Below are 18,785 nucleotides of genomic sequence, written 5' to 3' on the forward strand. Positions count from 1 at the left end.
TTTTCTGCGGAAAATCGGGAGGGCGGGACGGAACCGCTGATAGCCGGGACCACGGACGTGGGGCTGCCGCCGACCGCACGGACTGGAGCCCACCTCACCCCACCCCACCCCACCCCACCCCGCATCGCATCGCATCGCATCGCATCGCATCGCATCGCATCGCATCGCATCGCATCGCATCGCATCGCATCGCATCGCATCGCATCGCATCGCATCGCAGCATCGCATCGCATCGCATCGCGCGAGCGGTGCCGGCACACCGGTGCTGGGGACCACCGCGCCGGCCGCGATCGGCGGGGCCGTCCCGCGGACACCCCCACGGTGATGGCACCGACGTCCCCGTACTCCCCCGTCCACCATCCCCGAGTCGGCACACCGGATGCTCGCCGGACGCCACCACCACGCCGGCCGCCCGGCAGCCGGGGACCGGCTCGCCGGGCTCAACGCCGGTTCGAGGGCGCGGCCGCTGTTCATGGCCTGGACGTCCCCGAGGGCACCGGCGACGAGCGGGCTTCGGATCGGCCCGAGGTCAGGAGGCTGGCGTGCGCATGTAATCGCCGTGTTCCAGGTCTTCGAGCAGTGTCGGGTGGGTGGGCGACCAGTCGAGCAGTTCCTGGGTGTACGAGCTGGAGACAGGCCCGTCGAAGCCGTAGACGGCGGCCATGAACGGGCTCACGAAGTGCGTGGCAGCCTGGTGGGGGGTCAGCGAGATCGAGGGTAGGTCCAGGACCCGGGCGATGGTCTCCGCGATGCTCTTCAGGGTGACGCCGCTCTCGGCCGCTCCGTGCAGCACGCTGCCCGCGGGTGCCTTCTCCAGGGCCAGGCGGAACAGGACCGCGGCGTCGAGCCGGTGTACCGCCGGCCATCGGTTGGCGCCGTCTCCGACGTAGGCCGAGACGCCGGTCTTCCGTGCGGTGGCGATGAGCATGGGGATGAAGCCGTGGTCTTCGGGGCCGTGGACGGTCGGAGCGAGCCGGACCACGCTCGCGCGTACTCCTCGTGCGGCGAAGTCCAGACCGGCTCGTTCACCCGCGATGCGGAAGGCGGCGATCCCAGTCGTGTCGGGCTCGTCGTGCTCGGTGGCCTCTCGACTGGCGGGCATGACCAGGGTGCCCGAGGTGATGACGAGCGGTTTGCCCGAGTGCTCCAACGGCTGGCCGAGTGCCTCGATCGCGGTCCGGTCGCGCCGGGCCATGTCGTCGAGGTCGGAGAAGTCGCCGCCGTAAGCCATGTGCAGGACGCCGTCCGCAGTCTCGGCGCCGCTGCGCAGACTGTCGAGGTCGTCCAGGGAGCCGCGGTGCGAAGCGGCCCCCAGCGCCTCCAGTCGGGCGGCGGCGGCATCCGAGCGAGCCAGGCCGGTGACGGTGTGACCGGCCGCGATGAGTTCGGCGATGACGGCGGGGCCGGTCTGGCCGGAACCACCGGTGACGAAGACGCGCATGGGAACCCTCCCAGTTAACGCCAGTGACTGGCACTACGTAGCGCCAGTCACTGACCCTAGGTAGCGTCAGTGACTGGCGTCAAGTAGCGTCAGTCACTGGCGGATGGGCTACCATCGGGGCGTGCCACGAAGCGGAGCAGAAGCGCGCCGCCGCCTTCAGCAGGCGGCCCTGGAGCTGTACCGGGAACGCGGATTCGACCAGACCACCACGGCCGAGATCGCCGCGCGGGCCGGGGTCAACGAACGCACGTTCTTCCGGCACTTCCCGGACAAGCGCGAGGTGCTCTTCGACGGCGAGGCCGACCTGCGCGCAGCGCTGGTCCAGGCAGTGACCGAAGCACCCGACGGTCTCCAGCCGCTCGAAACACTGCTCCTCGCCTTCCGAAAGGTCGAACGGATCCTCGAGGGCAATCGTCCGTTCGCCGAGCCGCGACTCGAAGTCATCGCAGTGACACCGGCACTCCGTGAACGCGACCTGGCCAAGGCCGCGTCACTCGCCGATGCCATGGCGGGGGCGCTGCGGCAACGCGGTGTCGCCGACCGGCTGGCCGGCCTGGCTGCACAGAGCGGGTGGGCCGCCTTCCACCACGCGGTCCACGCCTGGATCGACGACCCCTCACAGAGCCTGGACGCCCACCTCCGCCAAGCCTTCGACGACCTGCGTGCCCTCTCCGTTGGCGCCCCGCCAGCACCGCCACGGCTGGAAGGCTGACACCGCCCCGCACGGCAGCCACCGGCGCGGGCTCCACGCTCACCCGGCCCACACACCGTCCAGCCCGGCCCGGTCGGGATCGGTGCGCCCGGTCCGTCGCCTCGGTGGCCTGTGGTCGATTCCCGCGACCTCCACGACGACATCCGGTTGAAGCGAAGCCGCACTCCCCCGACCACCGGCCCTGGCCGCGACTCCGGCACCGCCTTCGTCGGCTCCTACGACTCGTACGACTCCTACGACTCCTACGACTCCTACGACCGGAGTGGCTTCTTCACCGTCGACGCGCACGCGGAGTGCGCTGACTCCATCGACGACACAGCCGCGGACTTCGAGGGTAGCCGGAGCACCTGGCGTACCTCTCGGTGCCGACGCGGGCCCGCCGGGGCCGACCGTGATCCCTGCCCGGGAATTTTCTGCGGAAAATTCGAAGCCCGCCGGGCCGGACTCCGAAGTGCCCGTAGCCCTCGTGCTACCCCACCAGCTCCGCCAGCCACGGGTGACCAGGGTGCATGCACGTCAGCCACTCGCTGAGGCTGTCCCGCCGGGCCCGGCTCAGCAGTGGCAGCACTCCATCGAAGTCCGCCCGGTCCTTGGGCCGGGCCGCCTTCGCCTTGAACAGCAGCACCAGCTCCGGCGCCAGGTACGGGATCCCGTCGGCTGTCCGCTCCATGATCCTCTCGTACGGCAGCCGCAGGCTCTCGTCCCGCCGGCAGATCCAGGTGCCGCCTTCGTGCGGTTCGCGGAAGACGTCGAAGAGGAACCGGCCGCTCGCCGGGTCGCGCACCCAGGTCTGGTGGGTGGCCGCCAGGGCCTCGGCTCCGGCCTCCGGCCAGACCCGTCCCGAACCCACCGCGTCGAAGGCGTATTCGGGAAAGCGGTCCCGGACCTCCGGGAACCCCGCCGCCGGAACGGCGATCTCCAGGTCGCCGTGCGGACGCGTCTGCTTCCCGCGGAACAGATCCAGCGCCCAGCCCGCTGCGACGCACCACGTCACACCGACTCCGTCCAAGCGCTTCGCGAGGTGCTCAGGCCGCCATGCGTCCGCCCATCGGGCATCCAGCTCGCCCGCGTCGAGCACGACACCGCCGGGCGGGAGGGAGTCGGTCATCGTCACAACCTACTGCCGGGCACGGTTCGGTGGCACCGGACGCCGCTCCCCCGGGCCGACGGGCCGTACGTCCCCGGGCTCCGATTTTCCGCGGAAAATCGTCCGGCCGGACCCCGTGCCGGCGGAGGGTGCCCGGCGGCCCGGAGGAGAGCGCCGCACGCGACCCGGGCCGGACGCCGCCGATGCCGACCGTCCGGGGCCACCGGATTTTCCGCGGAAAATCGTCCGGCCGGATCCCGTACCCGATCCCCGAGGCTGCGAGCAGGCCCCAGGGAAACCACACCGTGACTCCGACGCCGCGCGCAGCACGGGCCGCACGCTGCTCGGTCGCCGACGGGTACGGGCCGGAAACCGCTGGGTCCGCCGCGGAGCAGCCGGTACCGTACGGGAACCATCTCGGGGGAGTGACGTGGATGCGGCCGATGCTGCTGGTGGACGTGGACGGACCGCTGAACCCGAACGCGGCGAAGCCGCACCGCCGTCCCGAGGGGTACGAGACACACCGGCTGATGACGCCGCGGTGGGAAGCGGCCGAACGCCGCAGACTCCGGGAATGGGGCCTGCCCAACAAGGTGCCGAAGCCACTGCGGGTCTGGCTCAACCCCGCTCACGGGCCCGCGCTCGCCGCCCTGCCGTTCGACCTGGTGTGGGCGACAACGTGGGAGGAGGAAGCCAACACCTTCCTCTCGCCCATCCTCGGACTGCCCACCCTGCCGGTCATCGCGTGGCCCGAGCCGCGCCCCCAGCCCGGCGACGGCGTGTTCTGGAAGACGCCGGCCATCGTGGCCTGGGCGCAGGGCCACCCGTTCGCCTGGGTCGACGACCTGATCACGGACGCGGACCGGGACTGGGTGCGGACCCACCACACCGGCCCGGCTCTCCTCCACCGCATCGATGCCAGGACCGGACTGACCGCGGAGGACTTCGCGCTCCTGTCGGACTGGGCACGCCTGACGGTCTGATGGGCCGACCGGTCTCCCCCAGCGGCTCGGCATCTCTCGGAAAGTCCGGTGACAAGTCCGCGTCCAGCGGAAACCCGCGGCCGGTGTCGCCGCTGTTGCGCATGGGGCTTTCCGCGTCGCTTCAACAGGCGTCGCCGAAGGGCGCGGCGCCCCAGGCCGTACGGCCGACCCAGCGGGAGCAAGCGACGGTCAGGCGACAACCGCATCGCGGCGCACGATCGGAGCGTTGAGTGGGCCCGCTGGACCCAGGCCCCGCGCTGTGAAGGGCCGCGGAACTTTCACCGGTCGGTGGCTCGACAGCACAGCATGGGCTGGCCTCCTGCCCTCCTGGCGTCTGGCCAACGGACGTGCCCCGAAGGCCTTCGCCGTCCGAGGCACGTCACCAGGTCAGGCGAAACGCAGTTCGCCGTCCATCGTGGCAACCAGCCACTGGGCGAGGTCGATCCGCTGCGGTCGGCATTCCCCTCCACGGCGGACCACATCGCGCCGCCCTGGTCACGGAAGTCGATCACGGACCACATCGCGCACCCCCACTCGTACAACGGCGCCGCCCCGGCAGGCACCCCGCCGGTGGGGTCCGGTCCGTGCCCGTAGGACTCCGCGATGTGCTCGTGCCGCTGCCCCGTGTCGACCGGCAGCAACCCGTCCAGCGGGCCGAAGCCGCCGTTTGTCGACGCTCACGCAATTCCCCGGGGCTGTGGTCACGTAGTCCCCCAGGTGCTGGCCTGGCCCCGGTCCGGATCCGGTGCCGCCACCCTGTTGGGACAGATCTAACGAAATGATCACTGTCCCGCTGTGGCTGGCCCGACCGTATAGGTTCGGCCACATGTTCGTTGTCACAGTGACCTATACGGCACCGCTGGATGAAGTCGATCGATGGAGGCCTGCCCACGGCGACTGGCTGAACCAGCTCATATCACAACGGCTGCTTCTCGTGGTTGGGCGCCAAGTGCCCCTGGTCGGCGGCGTCTACCTCGCCTCGGAGATGCCCACCGAAGAACTCGACCGTCTCCTCGCCACCGACCCGTACGTCGTCAACGGCGTCGCCACGCACAGTGTCGTGCAGTTCACTCCGCTGCTGGTCGCGCCCGGCCTGGAAGGCCTCAAAGACAACTAGGTTCTGCCTGGTCGGTCTTGCCGGGCATCGGACCATGCGTACCCGTCGAGATCGGCTGGACCGGGCCTGGTCGATCGGTGGTTTGCCGGTCGTGTCAGTCGGGCTCGTGGGGCGCTTGTTCGGTCGGCAAGTCGCTGGGGGCCCGGATGCTGGTGATGATCAGGGACCGGCTCTGCCGCTCGCTGACCAGCTCGGAGAGGTCGTCGGCCGGGCTCTTCCAGGACGAACCGCCGGGGGAATCGCCGGGAGGACCCCGGGCCGGGAAAACCGGCACGCACAACGGCGGTGGGGTGCCACCCGAGTCCCGGGGGCACCCCACCGCCGTTCGCCGGTGCTCAGGCCTTCGGAAGCGTTATCCCCAGCTCGAGCATCGCCGGGGAGGCCGGCCCGCCCTCGGAGCGCTCGGTCTTGTAGCCCTTGACCCCGGGGGCGACGGTGCGCGGGTCGACGGCTTCCGAGGGCGCGCCGGTGGAGTACAGGCCGTCCGGGTCCTGGTCGCGGTCGTGGGGGAGCAGCCAGAAGACGCGCCGGCGGAAGGTGCCGGAGGCCCTGGAGGACTTGGCGTCCGGGCCGAGGATCGCGTAGCCGACCATGCGGCCGTCGCGGTGGTAGGCGGGGCGGCCGCGGCGGGTGGTGAGGCGGTCCAGCGACTGACGGACGTAGTCGAGGTCGGAGGTGTCCTCCAGCCAGACGAGGTCGGTTTCGTGGGCGAGCTCGGCCGGGTCGATCAGCGCGCTCACGCGTGGTGCTCCTCTGTGTCGTCAGTGATCAGGCCGATGCCCGGGTAGTACTTGCGGCTGTTGGACAGGACCATCTCCTTGGGAGAGGTCATACCCAGTGTCTCGCGGACTCGAGCGGCGAATGCGCGACCGGATACGGGATTGGCTCCCTCGAATCCGCACCAGCGGGTGTAGGCGCCGAAGAGCTGGGCCTGTTCCGCGCGCATCCCCTCGCCGGTGACGCAGGATTCCTTGAGGAAGCGGCCGACGTGGTCCTCGGTCTCGGCGTAGGCGGTGGTCGCGGTCTGGACGGCCTGGGGGCCGGCGAGGTCCTTCTCCCCGGCGAAGTAGCGGCGGGCGCCGTCGATGAGCCAGGCGAGGATGCCGGGGCCCTCCTCGGCGACGAGGACGTGTGCCAGGTTGTCGATCTTGCGTTCCTCGGGGACGACCCGTTCGAACGGGATCAGGCGCATGCGCCGCCAGAAGGCGAAGCCGCCGGTGCCGACCTCGGGGCGGTGGTTGCCGAGCAGCCAGAGCTTGTGGGTGGGCTCGAAGGAGAAGAAGTCCTGGCGCATCCGCCGGGCCTTGATCTTGTCACCGCCGGTGAGCAGCTTGACCCTGGCCTCGTCGAAGCGGTCGCCGGGCTTGAGCTCGGAGCAGACGATGATGCGCCGGCCGTGGAGTTCGGCGAGGTCGGTGGGGTGGCCGTCGAAGGTCTTGGCCATGAGGAAGCCGGGCGGGGCTGCGTCGGCGTAGTCGCCGAGGAGCTGGATCATGACGTCGAGGAGGACGGACTTGCCGTTCTTGCCCTGGCCGTAGAGGAAGGGCATGACCTGGGCGCCGACGTCGCCGCTGATGGAGTAGCCGAGCAGCAGGTGGAGGAAGTCGCGGGTCTGGCGGCCTTCCTTGTCGTCGCCGAAGGTGTCGGTGAGGAAGCGGTCCCAGCGGGGGGTGGGCATCCGGGCCGGCGCGAGGGTGGTGGACCGGGAGTGGTGGTGGATCTTCGGGTCCGGTGGGGCGATCGCTCCGGTCCGGAGGTCGACGACACCGCTGGGGGTGCACAGGGCGTAGGCGTCGGCGTCGAGGAGCGCGGCGTTGAGGACCATGCCGGGGGCGGACTTCGCCTGGGCGAGCATGGCGTTCATGCCGGAGGTGGACAGGGCGCGGCGGCGGTGCCGACGCAGGTCGGTGTTGGTGTAGAGGCCGCGGGGGTCGTGGGTGGCGATGCTCTCGGCCATCTCCCCGGCGGCCCACAGGACGGTGTCGTCCTCGTCGAGCTGCCAGCGGTGGGTGGACCAGCGGTACCAGCCGATGCCGGGGACGTGGCGGTAGTCGCGGCCGTAGAGGTGGACGAAGAGCTTGGCGTTGCCGCGGTCGGAGAGGGAGTCCGGCAGCAGGCCGTGGGCGCTCGCCTGCGGGCCTGCCTGCGCGGAGGCCGCCCGCGCGGAGCCTGCCTGCGCGGGGGCCGGTTGGGCGGGGGCGGGCTGGGCCGCCGGTGCGCTCGGTGCGGCGTGCCCACCGTGGGGGGTGTGGAAGGGCTGATGCGGGGGCGCCTGGAGGGCGTCGGCGGGGGAGTCGAGGAGGCTCTCCTGGACGGCGGAGCCGTGCCAGGGGGCCTGCGACGGACCGGGAAGCGGCGGGTACTCCAGGATCTGCTGGGCTGCGGCCACGGGATCGAAGACCGTCCTCTTGCGGGGGCTGTCGGTCATCCGCGGGCCTTCCCGATGTGCAGGGGCTGCCGGGCACCGGCGGCGAGGCCGGAACGGATGACGGCGGAGCTGTGTCGGTCCTGGCTGGGACGGGCGGTGCGGGCGGCATCGAGGAGGAGCTGCTCGGCCACGGTGGGGGTCAGGTGTCCGGCGGAGACGAGTCCTCCGACGGTGTAGGCGGCCCGGTTGAGCTTGCCGGTGAAGCCGGCGCCCTCGGGCGTGGTGGCACAGTCGGTGACGTCCTGCAGGACGGTGTCGAGGACGCGTTCGGCTCCGCGCCTGCCGCCGCCGGCGGCCACGACCGCCTGCCGCGCACGATCGGGGACGGTGGCCGGGACGATCGGCTGGGCCTCCTGCCGGTCCTTCAGGTGTCCGGTGCGGACCAGTTCCTCGGCGAGCCACTGGGGGAGTGGGGCAGGGGTCCAGGCGCCGGGCAAGGGCGTGTAGGTCCCCGCGCTCGTGGTGGTGCCGGGGGCGACGATGTAGCCGCCGTGGGCGCGGACGTCGACCTGCCAGGCCAGGGCCCGGCCGGTGGAGGAGCCTGCGGAGCAGGTGAAGCCGCGGTGGTCCTCGTCCCGGTACCAGACGTGCAGGCCGCCGGAGGGCGTCCGCACCCGCAGCGTGGAGGTGTCCTCCGCCGGGGAGGGGGAGCGACGCAGGGCCGCCAGCAGGGCCAGCGTGTGGTAGCCGTTCTCCAGGCCGTCGAGGTCGACGTGCTCGTGGATCGGGATCCCGGGGAGGATCCGGTCCCGGGGCGGAACGGCACCGGGGTGGCTGTCGACGTCGATGACGACCAGGCCGGCGGGGCCGCAGGCGACGGCGGCCCCGAAGTCGGGATTGGCCTGCCACCAGGCCGTGATGACGTCCTGGTCGACGGTCGCGGCATGGAACCCGTGGCACCAGCGACCGGACCGGGGGCAGGCACAGTCGCCGGGGGAGTGCGGGGACTCCTGGCAGGCCTGGCAGTTGGCGGGCGGGGTCTTGCGCCCGGGCGCCAACGGGTGGACCGGCCATCCCTGGGTGGCGCACCAGCGGGCGACGGCCAGCGCATCCGGCTGGCGGACCGTTCGGTCGCTCCCCACGGCCTGCGGCGCCGTCACGCGGTCCCTCCCCCTTGGTCCAGTAGCTGCTGCAGCTGCTTCGGTCGCTCGGTAGCTGTCCGACTTCCGGTCGTCCGTTCAGTCGCTGAGATGCAAAATGCCAGGTCAGAGCAGTGGCGGGTGCCGGATCAGCGACTGAAGCGACCGAAGTCCAGAAGATAGCTCACACAGACTATCCGAGCGAGGACGCCCGCATCCGGAGTGGCGGCCTTTCCCGGCAAACTCAGCTACCAAACCCTGGGGGCAGCGACCGAGCCGCTTCGGTCGCTGTTTTCGGTCCACGGACGTTTTCGCAGGTCAAAGCTGTTTTCCAAGCCAAACAGCGACTGAAGCGACTGTAGCCCGGGTCTATAACGCGCACACGCACACGGGAATGTCTTCATATACCCAACCTTGAGTCGCTTCGGTCGCTGAGAGGGTAGGTCAACAGCCTCTGACCTGGGGTTTTGTCCAGCGACTGAAGCCCAGCGACTGAAGCTACCGAGTCTCTCCCGCCCGGTCGCTCGGCGTGTCGCGCGTGTCAGGACGGGGATGTGCGGCTGTGATGCCCCAGGTTCGGTCGCTTGAGTCGCTTCGGTAGCTCCGTGAGCTCCGCGCGGACCGGAAGGCGCTCCCCCTGCCCCTGGAACTCCTGCGCGCCCGACGCGCCACTGCCCGGGAGGTCGCTTCGGTCGCTGGTCCGGGGAGCCAGCGGAGGCCCAGGCATCCGGAAGCTTGGCAGCTCATCCCGTTCCCGGATAGGAGTGGTGACGTCGCTTCGGTCGCTGCGGCCAGAACAAGGAGCGGAGCCGTCCCTGGCCAGGCCCGCTCCCCCCCAGACCAGTGACCGAAGCGACTCAAGCGACTCAGCTACCGGACCTGCTTCGCGTTCGTCACGTGTTCAGAGACCGAAGCGACTGAAGCGACCGAACCCAGGACACTCCGAAGCCCGGTGTTCCGCACACGCGAGTCCAGCTGACCGTCCCCCCCCCTGTAGCTCGCACGATCCGGGGGACTGGGCCGGAACCACCGGTAGACCCGCTGATAGAGGCAGGACCACCAGCCTGCTGGGAGGCTCTTCGTAACGTGGCGCGATCGCCCCCGCGACGTGGACGTCTTCCTCGGCCTGGACGTCGGCAAGGGCAAGCTCCACGGAACCACCCGACCCGGGCCGGCAAGCGGGTCTTCGACAAGCGGCTGCCGAACAGCGAGCCCACGATGCGGGCCGTGCTGGACAAGCTCACCGCCAAGCACGGCATCGGTCTGGCCGTCGTCGACCAGGCCGCCTCCATCGGTGCCCTGCCGCTGGCGGTTCGCCCCGGATGCCGGCTGCCTCGTCGCCTCCCTGTCCGGCCTGACGATGAGCCGGATCGCCGACCTCTCCTCCGGCGAGGCAAAGACGGACGCCCGCGACGCGTTCGTCATCGCGAATGCCGCCCGCACAGCAGATCGACGCCGTCCTGGCCCAACAGCTCTCGCAGATCAACATCGAAGTCGATCGAGCTGGCCTCATACGCCCGAAAGCTCACCAGGAATCCAGCGGCAGGCCAGACCTTCCACAACGCGTCGGTGTCCTCGCGGCGGGTCAACATGTCCGCAGCTCGCGGCAGCCGAACCGCGACACCGTCCTCGGAGTACTCGCAGGACCACCCATGCGACCGCACCAGATCAAGCACCGCCTGCCAGTCCTCGACCGAGGTACCTGCGACCCGCCCATCCGGCAGCGACCCCATCAGACCAGGGTCGAAGAAGTTTCTGACGTCGTCCCACAGCAGATCCGGCATCCCGCCCTGCTGCCTGGCCACCCGCCCGAACGCAGCCCGATTTCCTTGACGAACCCCATAGAGACCCCCGGAGAAGTACCTGCGCTACGCCCTGAACACCTACCGCGTCCTCGCCACCGGGGGTCACCCACGGCACCCGCCGCCACTCCACCGACCCCGAGACCGAGAGCCACCTCGCCTCCCTCCTGGCCGGCTCCTCACCCGGACCGGGCCGCGCCCCGCTTTCCTGGACCGCGCACCTCGGCCGACCGCCCCTGACCGTCCTCGGTGACGTGCCCTCGGACCTCACCAAGACCATGGCCCGTGAACCCCACGCGGCCGGAGTCACCGCCGAGGTGCGGTAGCGAGAGCACGCGGTGCTTCTGCGTCGGCGAGCGGGTGCGTGTGCCTCACCCCCGCCGACACGCCAGGCGGTCCCCCGGATCAGGAACGCGCCCCGCTGCCGGTCAGAGACTGGTGGGCTTGCATGTTCAGATCTCGCCTTGTCGAGATACACCTTCCGATGCTCAGCCGCCTACGCGGGAACACGCTCACTCCGCGGCACGGGGCCGCCCCTCGCGGGGTGCCCGTGTCGCGACTGGGATCATGAACGCATGCCCGAGGAATCGTGCCTGCTGTCAGGCCTGTGGCCGCTCGCGCCGTCCGGTACGACCGACTGGTTGCTGGAGTTGTGCGGCGATGGCCTGACCGGGTTCATGCCGCCTGCGATGCCTGACGCGGTCTGGGTGCTCAACGCCATCTACGAGCACGAGCAGGGGCCGACGGAGGTGTCGTACCACGAGCACCACCAGGCGCGGCTGCTGAACGGGAGAGTCCAGCCCCGCATCGTTGCGGGCCTCGACTTCGAGGCTGTGAGCGTCGCCGCGGGAGGCGGTCTGGGCCGCGCCGAGCACCCCGGCCGCGGCTGGCGGCGACTGCGCTGGGCGGAACTCGCCCGACGCACCGGCGACCCCATCGTGCCCGAAGGGCTGCTGCCCTCCTACCGGTGTTTCCCCTCGGTCAGGAAGGAGGGCAGCTGGCCGCTCGACATCGCTCCGCCCACCGAGGGGAGCCTGGACCGCGAGACCTGGAACCGGGTGACCACCGTCCTCACCGAGCACAGTCCAGCCGGCCCGGACACCCCCTGTCTGGCGTACTACAGTCCGCTGGTGCTGGGGGCCATCGACTTCGACAACCTCCACGTGCAGGCGGGGCGCCTCGGCGATGCCGGGATCCTGTACGACACTCCCGAGGCCGATTTCAGCCCGTCCAACCTCTGGTCCGAGGACCGCTCATGGGTCCTATGTACCGACTACGACCTGTGGGCCACCAAGATCGCCGGACCCCCGGCCCTCATCGAAGCACTGCTGAACGACCCCGAGATCGAGGCGGTGCGACTGCCCTGGGCACCCTGACGACGAACCACCCCGCGCCCGGCCTCGCCCCCGAAGCGCGAGCGCTTTCGCCTGGGGGCTGGCTCAACTCTTGTGGAGCGGTCACGCTGGCTGCTCTCAGACGTGTGTGACTGGGTACCCGAAGAGTCCTGGGGGAGACCGATGCGTGAACCCGACCCGAAGCCGTATTGGAACACCAACGTCGCTCGGCACCCCGCCATCCTCCGAGCCGTTCCCAAAGGGTGTGGCGATGCGCTGGACGTCGGCTCCGGGGACGGACTGCTGGCGCGGAGGCTGGCCGGGCGAGCGAAGCGAGTGACCGGGATCGACACGTCGCCGGAGATGATTGCTTGCGCACGCGAGCTCGCCGCCGGTCACCCGAACCTCAATTTCATCGAGGGAGACTTCCTCACGGTCGACCTCCCCGCCGCGGGCTACGACTTCATCTGCTCGGTGACCGCGGTCCATCACATGGACTTCGAGGCGGCGCTCACTCGCATGCGCGAGCTGCTGCGGCCAGGCGGAACGCTCGTGGTGGTGGGCCTGGCCCGCGAGGCGAGCGCGGCGGAATGGGCAACGATGATCGCCACTGCTCCGGTCGTTCGGATCGCGAAGGTGCTGCGTCGCGCGCGCGGCCCGGAGGGGATGCCGGTCGCCGACCCACAGATGAGTTACGGGCAGGTACGGGCTGCCGCGCGACGGCTGCTGCCCGGCATGCGCTACCGCCGACATGTGCTCCGCCGGTACTCGGTGATCTGGGAGAAAACCGACTTCGGGACTCCAGCGCCGCGAGCTGCGAGTGGTCGCAGCAGCTGACGTGGTAGGCGAACTGCCTCATGACCCCTGCGTCGCGCTCCGCGGGAAGGAGTTCCGTCGGCACCGCCTGGCCTGCGACGACGAGAAGGTCGGCGGCCGGTATGTCGAGTTCGGCGGCAAGTTCGGTGAGTCGCTGCGGGGCGGTGTCGGTTCCGCTCGCGGCGAGGCTGCTCAGGATGGCGGGACCTTGCCACCGTGATCCCCCGACCGGCTCCTCCACCACTGCGACATGATCTCTGTCAACGGACCCAGCTACCGGGCCAAGAACAGGCTCAAGAACAGGCTGAAGGCTATCGGAAGGGATGCGGACGTGGCCTAACGGATCGTTCCGCAGCGGGATCGAGGCGGGCTCAGTCGTTGTCGAGTCGTTGGAGGATCTGGGCCAATTCGCCGGAGTCGGGCAGGTCGGCGATCACCTGGGTCACGCTGTCGATGCCGGGCTCGCGGGCGATCAGGCCGTCCGAGCAGCAGAAGTAGCGACCCTCCAGGGCTTCGCCCGTCCGTTCCCAGGTCTCCATCAAGCGCTTGACTTCGGCGACGGTGAAGACGGTGGCGCTCCACCGTGATCCGTCTTCCAGCCGGACCTCGGCATCGACGTTGCACACCGCATCCAGGTCCTCGTCGGGGCTGGGCAGGAACGAAGCCTCGAAAGCGTCCGCGCGGACCCGGTACCAGGGCCCGTCCCAACCTCGTTCGACCGACCCGGTCGATGGGCTGCGGCTCATCCCGCAATTCTTTTCGGGTCGGCTTGCCGACCTCAACCAACTCCCCTTCGTCCCGCTGCCGCACGCGATCGCCTCATCCCGGATGAGTTGTCGGAACGCAGCGTGGCCTGCTTGGACGGCCCCGAAAACCGGGCCCGTCCATCGGCTCTGTCGCCGATCTTGTGACGTCTACCTGAGCGGGTCCGTCAGTGCGCACAGCTCATCCATGAACCGGCTCGGCGGCGAGGGCGTGAACTGGGCGTCGTTCCACTGGTGCCACAGCCCTCCGGGGGCGAGGAAGCGGCCGGCGTGTTCGGTTCCAGCCTGACTGTCGATGTGGAGGAGCGCGCTGATGGCCCAGTGCTGGTCGTACTGGCAGTCGGGCTGCTGGAGATAGCGTTCCAGGTAGGCCGACAGGTGCAGGGCGTCTTCCTCCGTGCAGAAGCGTGCGAGAGCGAAGCAGTAGCCCTGACCGGAGAAGCACAGTTGGCTGGCGAGCAGCAGATCACCCAGAACGTCTCGAAAGTGCTGCCGGCGGTCCACACCGATCAGCCAGGCAGCGGTGAGGCGGGAACGCCATTCGCTCTCCAGGAGGACTTCGAGTTCCTCATCGGTGATCGCCTGGGCAGCTGAACGCAGTGACCGGAGGAAGAGTGCGCGCTCATGCTCGTCGTCGCGGGTGAAGTTGGCGTGGAGGAGGTGGAGGTAGCGCCCGGTGTCGTTGGTTGTGGGCTTGACGTAGCGCTCGATGACATCGAGCAGTTCGGGGTCCGAGGAACGAGGAAAGCGCATGACGGCAGCTTGCCGTTCGTCGTTGGTCTGCGGCCAGCTGATTCTGGGTCCGGCTCGGGGTGGGAGCCGTGAGCCCCTGCAGGTACTCCTCAGGCTCGGCGGAGGATCCGGGTGCGAAGGAAGTCGAGTTCGGCCCTTCCGTAGCCAGCGCGTCTGAGGAGCTTGACCCTGGTCATCTGGCCTTTCGACCTGGCCGGAGCTCAGGGCTCGACAGGCCGGCGACGACTGCGTCCCGGCCGTAGAGGAGTTCGTCGGTGAACTGCCGCAGGGCGGGCGGATCAGGCTGCCTGACCTGCCCGATCGATCCTTCGAGGTCTTCGCCGCAGTGCTCGTGGATGAGCGCGCCGGCTCGTGGATGAGCGCGCCGGCTGGTGGATGAGCGCGCCGAAGGCTCGGAAGTGCCCGGCTGCGGCGTCGAGTTCGGGACAGGCCGCCCGGACCTCTTGGGAAGCCCTGGTCGCGTACCTCTCGACGGAGTTGGCTGGCGTTTCGCATCCGTGGGTGAAGCGCTGGTGTGCACCGACTCGACTGCCACGTGGGCCAGATGTGGCCGAACCTCCCGCCCCCTTGGATCGCACGACCACCAGAAACGATCGAACGGCTACAACATCGCAAGGCCAACGACAGAACCCGTTCATCCGTACGCTGTCGCGGCGCTCAAGCCGTACGCCGACAACGCCAGCGAGCCGAACGATTCTCGGTCGAGGCCTGGCCGCGGCCGAACGCCCGGGCTTGGGGAGCGAGGTGGTTTGCCGTGACCGCGTCTGTTTTTCCGGAGACTGGTTTCAGCCCTTGCCCCTGCGATCAGCCGCTGAAAGCATGACTCCGTCCGGCCGTACCCTGGCGGGCCCCTCCGCCGATGCGTGTGCCGGGTAGCGACCTTCGGGGGAACCGTCTCATGCTGTCTCGCCGTACTTCGCTGCGGACCGCCATTGCCGTCCTCGGCGCCGGCGCCGTGCTCACCCTGACCATGTCAACGCCGGCCGTCGCCGCCAGCGAGGGCGACCACTGGCTCACCACCGCCAACTGCACCGCCGACCAGAAGATCGAGCTGCAGCTCTACAGCGACGGCCTTTACCACGACTTTCAGGCCATCGACCCGACCCGAACCGACGGCCGCTGCGAGTTCGCTCTCCTGGACGGCCGATTCGGGTGGGACTCCTACAGCGGTGCCCAGTCCCCGTGGTACTACGACGGCCCGGGCCACTCCTACCAGGCCTACGTCATCGACCACACCTCCGGCCAGGTCGCCTACGGCGTCCGCAACTGATCCCGAGCCAAGCCGAGGAGACGTGTGTGGTCGGCCGCCTGCCGTCCACCGCGTCTCCTCCGGGGGCCACCGACAACGAGTCTTCGTGGTGCGGGTGCTCTCGTCGCTGAGCAACAACTGCTCCGGGTAGTCGCCGACAGAGCCCCACGTTCCCGACGACGGTGCGAGGGCACCTCGTTCGGACGTCGGAGGTCCCTGTCGATCTTCCGCCCAGGGGAAACGGAGGCGGCGCGCTCCTGGAAGCGTCACCGGGGCGGCGCTGTGGACGGCCAGCACGGTTTCCCCGACACGGCCAGGGCTGCTGCTGCATCATCGACCGCGACCGCTGCGCCGGGGCGGAGATCGGTCCACGGCCCGAGGAAGGACATGCGGTCCGGTTCGTCGATGCCCTCCGCGCCGCGAGCAGGGGGCCCGACGCGGATTTTCCGCGGAAAATCGGCTCTCCTTCGAGACCGCCGAAAATACACGACTGCCACGGCGAGAGGGGCCGGAAGCACTCACCCCATCATCAGATGCTCGCCGGACGAGCGGTTGCCGTGGCCACGAGCGCACCAGGACGGTGGCATCCACGTGGCTGCCATCTCCCCGCATCGACTCCGAACTCCCATGGACTGCAGGCCATTTCAATGGGGGAGGGGAGCATGGAGCCGGAGCTCTCCTGCTGGGATTTGACGCGAGGACTGCCGTCATTCCTGATGGGCTCTGAGCACAGGCCCGACAATCCTGGCCGACGCTGTCCGACGAAGTTGGTCGGTGGTGGAACGGCCACACCGTCAAGGTCCTGTTGGAGCGGCTGAGGTTGTCCTTGCCCGGGCGGCGCAGGCCGGCCTTGGCGTACTCGCTCCGGAGGCAGGGACGGGCATGAGCCAGCCCCGGCGAGTGAAGCCGCGCAGTAGGAGCAACTGTGGCTCAGCTTGGCCGAGTTCGGCGAGCAAGGAGAAAGGTAGGTGTGGACGACGCTGATGACCACCGGGTCGCGGACGACGTACTCGTGGCCGGTGGACCAGTGGTCGTTCGTGCGGGTGCGCTTGCCGGGCACGGCGTGCTCGGCGGCCTGGTTGCGGATCAGCTCGGCGGCGGCCTTCGTCGGCGGCCAGGGCCTCACCGTCTGTAGCACGTCTGTCGGAGTTATTTGTGTTCGGTGTCCCGCGCTGCCATGGTGGGCATCATGAAGATCACGATCACCGTGGAGAACCCGACCCCAGAGGTGCTCGAGAAGCTGCTCGCCCTCGCCGCCACGCCGGCTGCCGTCGTCACCGCAGTACCCGACGACCGCTGGACGCCGGAGCGGGCCCGCTCGTACTACGACCGCCTCCCGCCCCGGGCCCAGCAGATCCTGCTCCAGGTCGTCGAAGGGCAGGGCGAGTGCGCCGCCGACGAGTTGAAGGCGAACGGCCGCAACCTGCGGGGCTCCACCGGTGCCTTCCGGCGCGTGCTCTCCGAGGGCAAGCGCACCGGCCTCTGGCCGGAGGCCCTGCCCGTGCCGCTGGTGTCCCACATCGTCGGAGGGCAACTCAAGAAGCTCGAAATGCCGGGTTGTGGCACTGACCGGTATTCGCACCCCGTTTTTGAAGAGGGTCTGCGTGATCTGCTGTTGAATCGACGCTGAAAACCGCCTTCGACCGGTGTTCCTATCCGTGCAGGATCCTTGTCGGGAAGGATTGGCGCGGCGCCCGGTCACGTGCGGGAAGTAGCTTTCCCGATCCGCAGAGGGCCCCGGTTCTCGCTAACGTCCGTCACATCCTTCCCCGCGCCAGTTACGGCGGACTTCATGTCAGGCGCGGATGAGAGCAGGCAGCTTCCGCAGCATCTCGTGAAGGTGTGAGACGGCCGAATTGCGCTGTCGCATCCGCACGTGCCGGGCCTCGGCCTCCCTGGAACGGGTGGTGGTACACACCACGAGGCGGCGGGCGGAGTCCTGGTCGGCGGGGGAGGGGCCGGCTCCTCTTCAAGATCAGTGACGCTGGCGAAGATGAGGACGGTCCGTACTTCCTCAACTTCGGGTACGGATAAGGCTTCGGCTTCGAGTGCTCATGAGCGCCCAGCATCGCCAAGACGACTGACGACTCGCAGTCCGGTTGCAGGAGGCGTGACCACCTGGCGCCAACAAGACCACTCGGTTCGGCAGGACCAGCACCAGCACCAGCGAGGGCAGGGGGCAGGGGGCGCGGCTTCCCAACGGTGGCGATGATCACTAAGGTGTGGAAGCTGTGAGCATGCGTGGATCCGGTGACGACCTGTGGGAAGAATTCGTCAAGGAGTTTGAGAAGAACAACGCGGCGGAGCCGAGTGTCGCCGAACAGGCGCGCCAGCCCGTGCGACGAAAGGCGCGACGTCGGCTGCTGCTTCCGGTGGCCGCTGCGCTGCTGGTGGCAGCGGGCGCGGGGGCGTACCTGCTCCGGCCGGTGAGCCCTGCTCCGGCCGCATCGCCCGCGCTGGCTGCGCCGGCATCGTCAGATCGCTCGCCGCACGTGGCGACGCCGTCGATCAGTGCTCCGTCAACGGCATTCGGCGCTCCGGTCTCGGCGATGCCGCTGTCCGTCTTTCCGGCGCAGGTCCAGGCGCAGGTCCAGGGGTACACGCTGGTGGCGGGCGTGGCGCGCTCGAACTGCACCGGCCCGGACACCGTGGCGCCGACCCTCGCCGGGTTGATCGCGCAGGGCCACGGCTGTCTCGGAGTCGACCTGGCGCTGTACAAGGACGCCGAGGGCAACCAGTACAACGTGGCGGTGTTCACCATGGCGGACCCTGGAGACGGCGTGCACCTGGTGAGCTTTCTCGGCTCCCACGCCGACTCCTTCCAGGTCGCCATCCATGTCCCGCCCACGGATTCGGGCCTGCGCCGGTTGCCGGCCGACAGCGGCCGGGTGCAGGGCTTCGCAGCCTACGGGCACGGCGTGGTCGTCGGTTCGGCCCAGTGGTCCGACGGCCGGACCGCAGACCTCGACAAGCTGTCCGATCAGCTCTCGCCGCTGACCGACGCTGTCATCAAGAACGTTCCCGCCTGACAGAGCGGCCCCGCCCGACTCGGTCCTCCCGCCAAGGGCGCGGCGCCCTTGGCGGCAGGGAGGTGAAGCGCCAGCCCCCCCACCGAAGGCACCGCGCCTCGATGGCCCGAGAGCTGAAAGCTGAGAGCTGAGGGCAGGGGGCGTGCGGGAAGACGAACTCGCTGACTGGGCGGCGGTCGCCGGTGGCGGCG

The 18,785-nt window shown here is 69.6% G+C and carries 16 protein-coding genes and 1 pseudogene; 9 read left to right on the forward strand and 8 right to left on the reverse strand.

Features of this window, described 5'->3' with window-relative positions; genetic code table 11:
- Nucleotides 1-529: 529 nt before the first annotated feature.
- Nucleotides 530-1,441: an SDR family oxidoreductase gene (locus IF30_RS0120130; RefSeq protein ID WP_030240246.1), complete on the reverse strand. Its 912-nt coding sequence runs from the start codon at nt 1,439-1,441 to the stop codon at nt 530-532.
- 121 nt (nt 1,442-1,562) lie between these two features.
- Here IF30_RS0120130 and IF30_RS0120135 point away from each other — a divergent pair, with 121 nt between their 5' ends.
- On the forward strand, nt 1,563-2,153 hold the full coding sequence (locus tag IF30_RS0120135; protein ID WP_030240249.1) for a TetR family transcriptional regulator: 591 nt from the start codon (nt 1,563-1,565) through the stop codon (nt 2,151-2,153).
- A 469-nt stretch (nt 2,154-2,622) separates the two neighbouring features.
- Here IF30_RS0120135 and IF30_RS0120140 read toward each other — a convergent pair whose 3' ends face one another.
- On the reverse strand, nt 2,623-3,261 hold the full coding sequence (locus IF30_RS0120140) for a nucleotidyltransferase domain-containing protein (RefSeq protein ID WP_030240252.1): 639 nt from the start codon (nt 3,259-3,261) through the stop codon (nt 2,623-2,625).
- 422 nt (nt 3,262-3,683) lie between these two features.
- Between IF30_RS0120140 and IF30_RS0120145 the strand changes: the two genes are divergently transcribed.
- Both IF30_RS0120145 and IF30_RS44615 read left to right on the forward strand, forming a co-directional pair.
- Nucleotides 3,684-4,223, forward strand: coding sequence for a hypothetical protein (locus IF30_RS0120145; RefSeq protein WP_078891541.1), 540 nt, complete (start codon nt 3,684-3,686; stop codon nt 4,221-4,223).
- Nucleotides 4,224-5,049: 826 nt separating this feature from the next.
- The gene (locus IF30_RS44615) at nt 5,050-5,340 is read left to right on the forward strand and encodes a YciI family protein (RefSeq protein ID WP_030240258.1); all 291 of its coding nucleotides are present in this window, start codon (nt 5,050-5,052) and stop codon (nt 5,338-5,340) included.
- A gap of 335 nt (nt 5,341-5,675) precedes the next feature.
- Here IF30_RS44615 and IF30_RS0120160 read toward each other — a convergent pair whose 3' ends face one another.
- Genes IF30_RS0120160 through IF30_RS0120170 form a run of 3 tightly spaced genes read right to left on the reverse strand, consistent with a single transcriptional unit; the run spans nt 5,676 to nt 8,868 of the window.
- On the reverse strand, nt 5,676-6,080 hold the full coding sequence (locus tag IF30_RS0120160; RefSeq protein WP_030240262.1) for a DUF6009 family protein: 405 nt from the start codon (nt 6,078-6,080) through the stop codon (nt 5,676-5,678).
- Nucleotides 6,077-7,768, reverse strand: a complete 1,692-nt coding sequence (locus IF30_RS0120165; protein ID WP_107054456.1) for a DNA primase family protein — start codon at nt 7,766-7,768, stop codon at nt 6,077-6,079. The genes IF30_RS0120160 and IF30_RS0120165 overlap by 4 nt, the downstream gene beginning before the upstream one ends.
- On the reverse strand, nt 7,765-8,868 hold the full coding sequence (locus tag IF30_RS0120170; RefSeq protein ID WP_234322778.1) for a bifunctional DNA primase/polymerase: 1,104 nt from the start codon (nt 8,866-8,868) through the stop codon (nt 7,765-7,767). Before IF30_RS0120170 ends, IF30_RS0120165 begins: the two co-directional genes overlap by 4 nt.
- 1,087 nt (nt 8,869-9,955) lie before the next feature.
- Between IF30_RS0120170 and IF30_RS45375 the strand changes: the two are divergent.
- Nucleotides 9,956-10,291: pseudogene (locus IF30_RS45375) on the forward strand (IS110 family transposase); the annotation flags it as partial.
- Here IF30_RS45375 and IF30_RS0120180 read toward each other — a convergent pair.
- On the reverse strand, nt 10,269-10,652 hold the full coding sequence (locus IF30_RS0120180) for a hypothetical protein (protein ID WP_199807903.1): 384 nt from the start codon (nt 10,650-10,652) through the stop codon (nt 10,269-10,271). The pseudogene IF30_RS45375 and the gene IF30_RS0120180 overlap by 23 nt on opposite strands.
- Nucleotides 10,653-11,224: 572 nt before the next feature.
- Here IF30_RS0120180 and IF30_RS0120185 point away from each other — a divergent pair.
- A complete protein-coding gene (locus IF30_RS0120185) occupies nt 11,225-12,025 on the forward strand; it encodes a hypothetical protein (RefSeq protein WP_030240274.1) in 801 nt (266 codons plus the stop codon).
- 141 nt (nt 12,026-12,166) lie between these two features.
- A complete protein-coding gene (locus tag IF30_RS0120190) occupies nt 12,167-12,820 on the forward strand; it encodes a class I SAM-dependent methyltransferase (protein ID WP_051710658.1) in 654 nt (217 codons plus the stop codon).
- A 350-nt stretch (nt 12,821-13,170) separates the two neighbouring features.
- Here the strand turns inward: IF30_RS0120190 and IF30_RS0120195 are convergent, their stop codons facing one another.
- Complete coding sequence (locus IF30_RS0120195) at nt 13,171-13,545, reverse strand: hypothetical protein (protein WP_030240279.1); 375 nt, start codon at nt 13,543-13,545, stop codon at nt 13,171-13,173.
- Between the two features lie 168 nt (nt 13,546-13,713).
- On the reverse strand, nt 13,714-14,316 hold the full coding sequence (locus tag IF30_RS0120200) for a DUF6000 family protein (protein WP_030240281.1): 603 nt from the start codon (nt 14,314-14,316) through the stop codon (nt 13,714-13,716).
- 898 nt (nt 14,317-15,214) lie between these two features.
- Between IF30_RS0120200 and IF30_RS0120205 the strand changes: the two genes are divergently transcribed.
- The 3 genes from IF30_RS0120205 to IF30_RS47955 all read left to right on the forward strand — a co-directional run bounded on the left by IF30_RS0120205 (nt 15,215) and on the right by IF30_RS47955 (nt 18,594).
- Nucleotides 15,215-15,586: a hypothetical protein gene (locus IF30_RS0120205; protein ID WP_030240282.1), complete on the forward strand. Its 372-nt coding sequence runs from the start codon at nt 15,215-15,217 to the stop codon at nt 15,584-15,586.
- A 1,168-nt stretch (nt 15,587-16,754) separates the two neighbouring features.
- Nucleotides 16,755-17,195 (forward strand): hypothetical protein, encoded by a 441-nt coding sequence (locus tag IF30_RS0120210; RefSeq protein WP_158835277.1) that lies wholly within the window; start codon nt 16,755-16,757, stop codon nt 17,193-17,195.
- Nucleotides 17,196-17,796: 601 nt separating this feature from the next.
- Nucleotides 17,797-18,594 (forward strand): hypothetical protein, encoded by a 798-nt coding sequence (locus IF30_RS47955; protein WP_158835280.1) that lies wholly within the window; start codon nt 17,797-17,799, stop codon nt 18,592-18,594.
- Nucleotides 18,595-18,785 lie beyond the last annotated feature (191 nt).

It is taken from the genome of Streptomyces sp. NRRL S-350, assembly GCF_000719705.1.
In the GTDB taxonomy this organism is placed as follows: Bacteria; Actinomycetota; Actinomycetes; order Streptomycetales; family Streptomycetaceae; genus Kitasatospora.

Bases quoted from the DNA above. Each gene is read 5' to 3' on its own strand.
- IF30_RS0120195 (WP_030240279.1), bottom strand. From the start codon at position 13,545: ATGAGCCGCAGCCCATCGACCGGGTCGGTCGAACGAGGTTGGGACGGG.
- IF30_RS0120205 (WP_030240282.1), top strand. From the start codon at position 15,215: ATGCTGTCTCGCCGTACTTCGCTGCGGACCGCCATTGCCGTCCTCGGC.
- IF30_RS0120145 (WP_078891541.1), top strand. From the start codon at position 3,684: ATGCTGCTGGTGGACGTGGACGGACCGCTGAACCCGAACGCGGCGAAG.
- IF30_RS0120165 (WP_107054456.1), bottom strand. From the start codon at position 7,768: ATGACCGACAGCCCCCGCAAGAGGACGGTCTTCGATCCCGTGGCCGCA.
- IF30_RS0120130 (WP_030240246.1), bottom strand. From the start codon at position 1,441: ATGCGCGTCTTCGTCACCGGTGGTTCCGGCCAGACCGGCCCCGCCGTC.
- IF30_RS0120190 (WP_051710658.1), top strand. From the start codon at position 12,167: ATGCGTGAACCCGACCCGAAGCCGTATTGGAACACCAACGTCGCTCGG.
- IF30_RS0120210 (WP_158835277.1), top strand. From the start codon at position 16,755: ATGAAGATCACGATCACCGTGGAGAACCCGACCCCAGAGGTGCTCGAG.
- IF30_RS0120185 (WP_030240274.1), top strand. From the start codon at position 11,225: ATGCCCGAGGAATCGTGCCTGCTGTCAGGCCTGTGGCCGCTCGCGCCG.
- IF30_RS0120140 (WP_030240252.1), bottom strand. From the start codon at position 3,261: ATGACCGACTCCCTCCCGCCCGGCGGTGTCGTGCTCGACGCGGGCGAG.
- IF30_RS44615 (WP_030240258.1), top strand. From the start codon at position 5,050: ATGTTCGTTGTCACAGTGACCTATACGGCACCGCTGGATGAAGTCGAT.
- IF30_RS0120200 (WP_030240281.1), bottom strand. From the start codon at position 14,316: ATGCGCTTTCCTCGTTCCTCGGACCCCGAACTGCTCGATGTCATCGAG.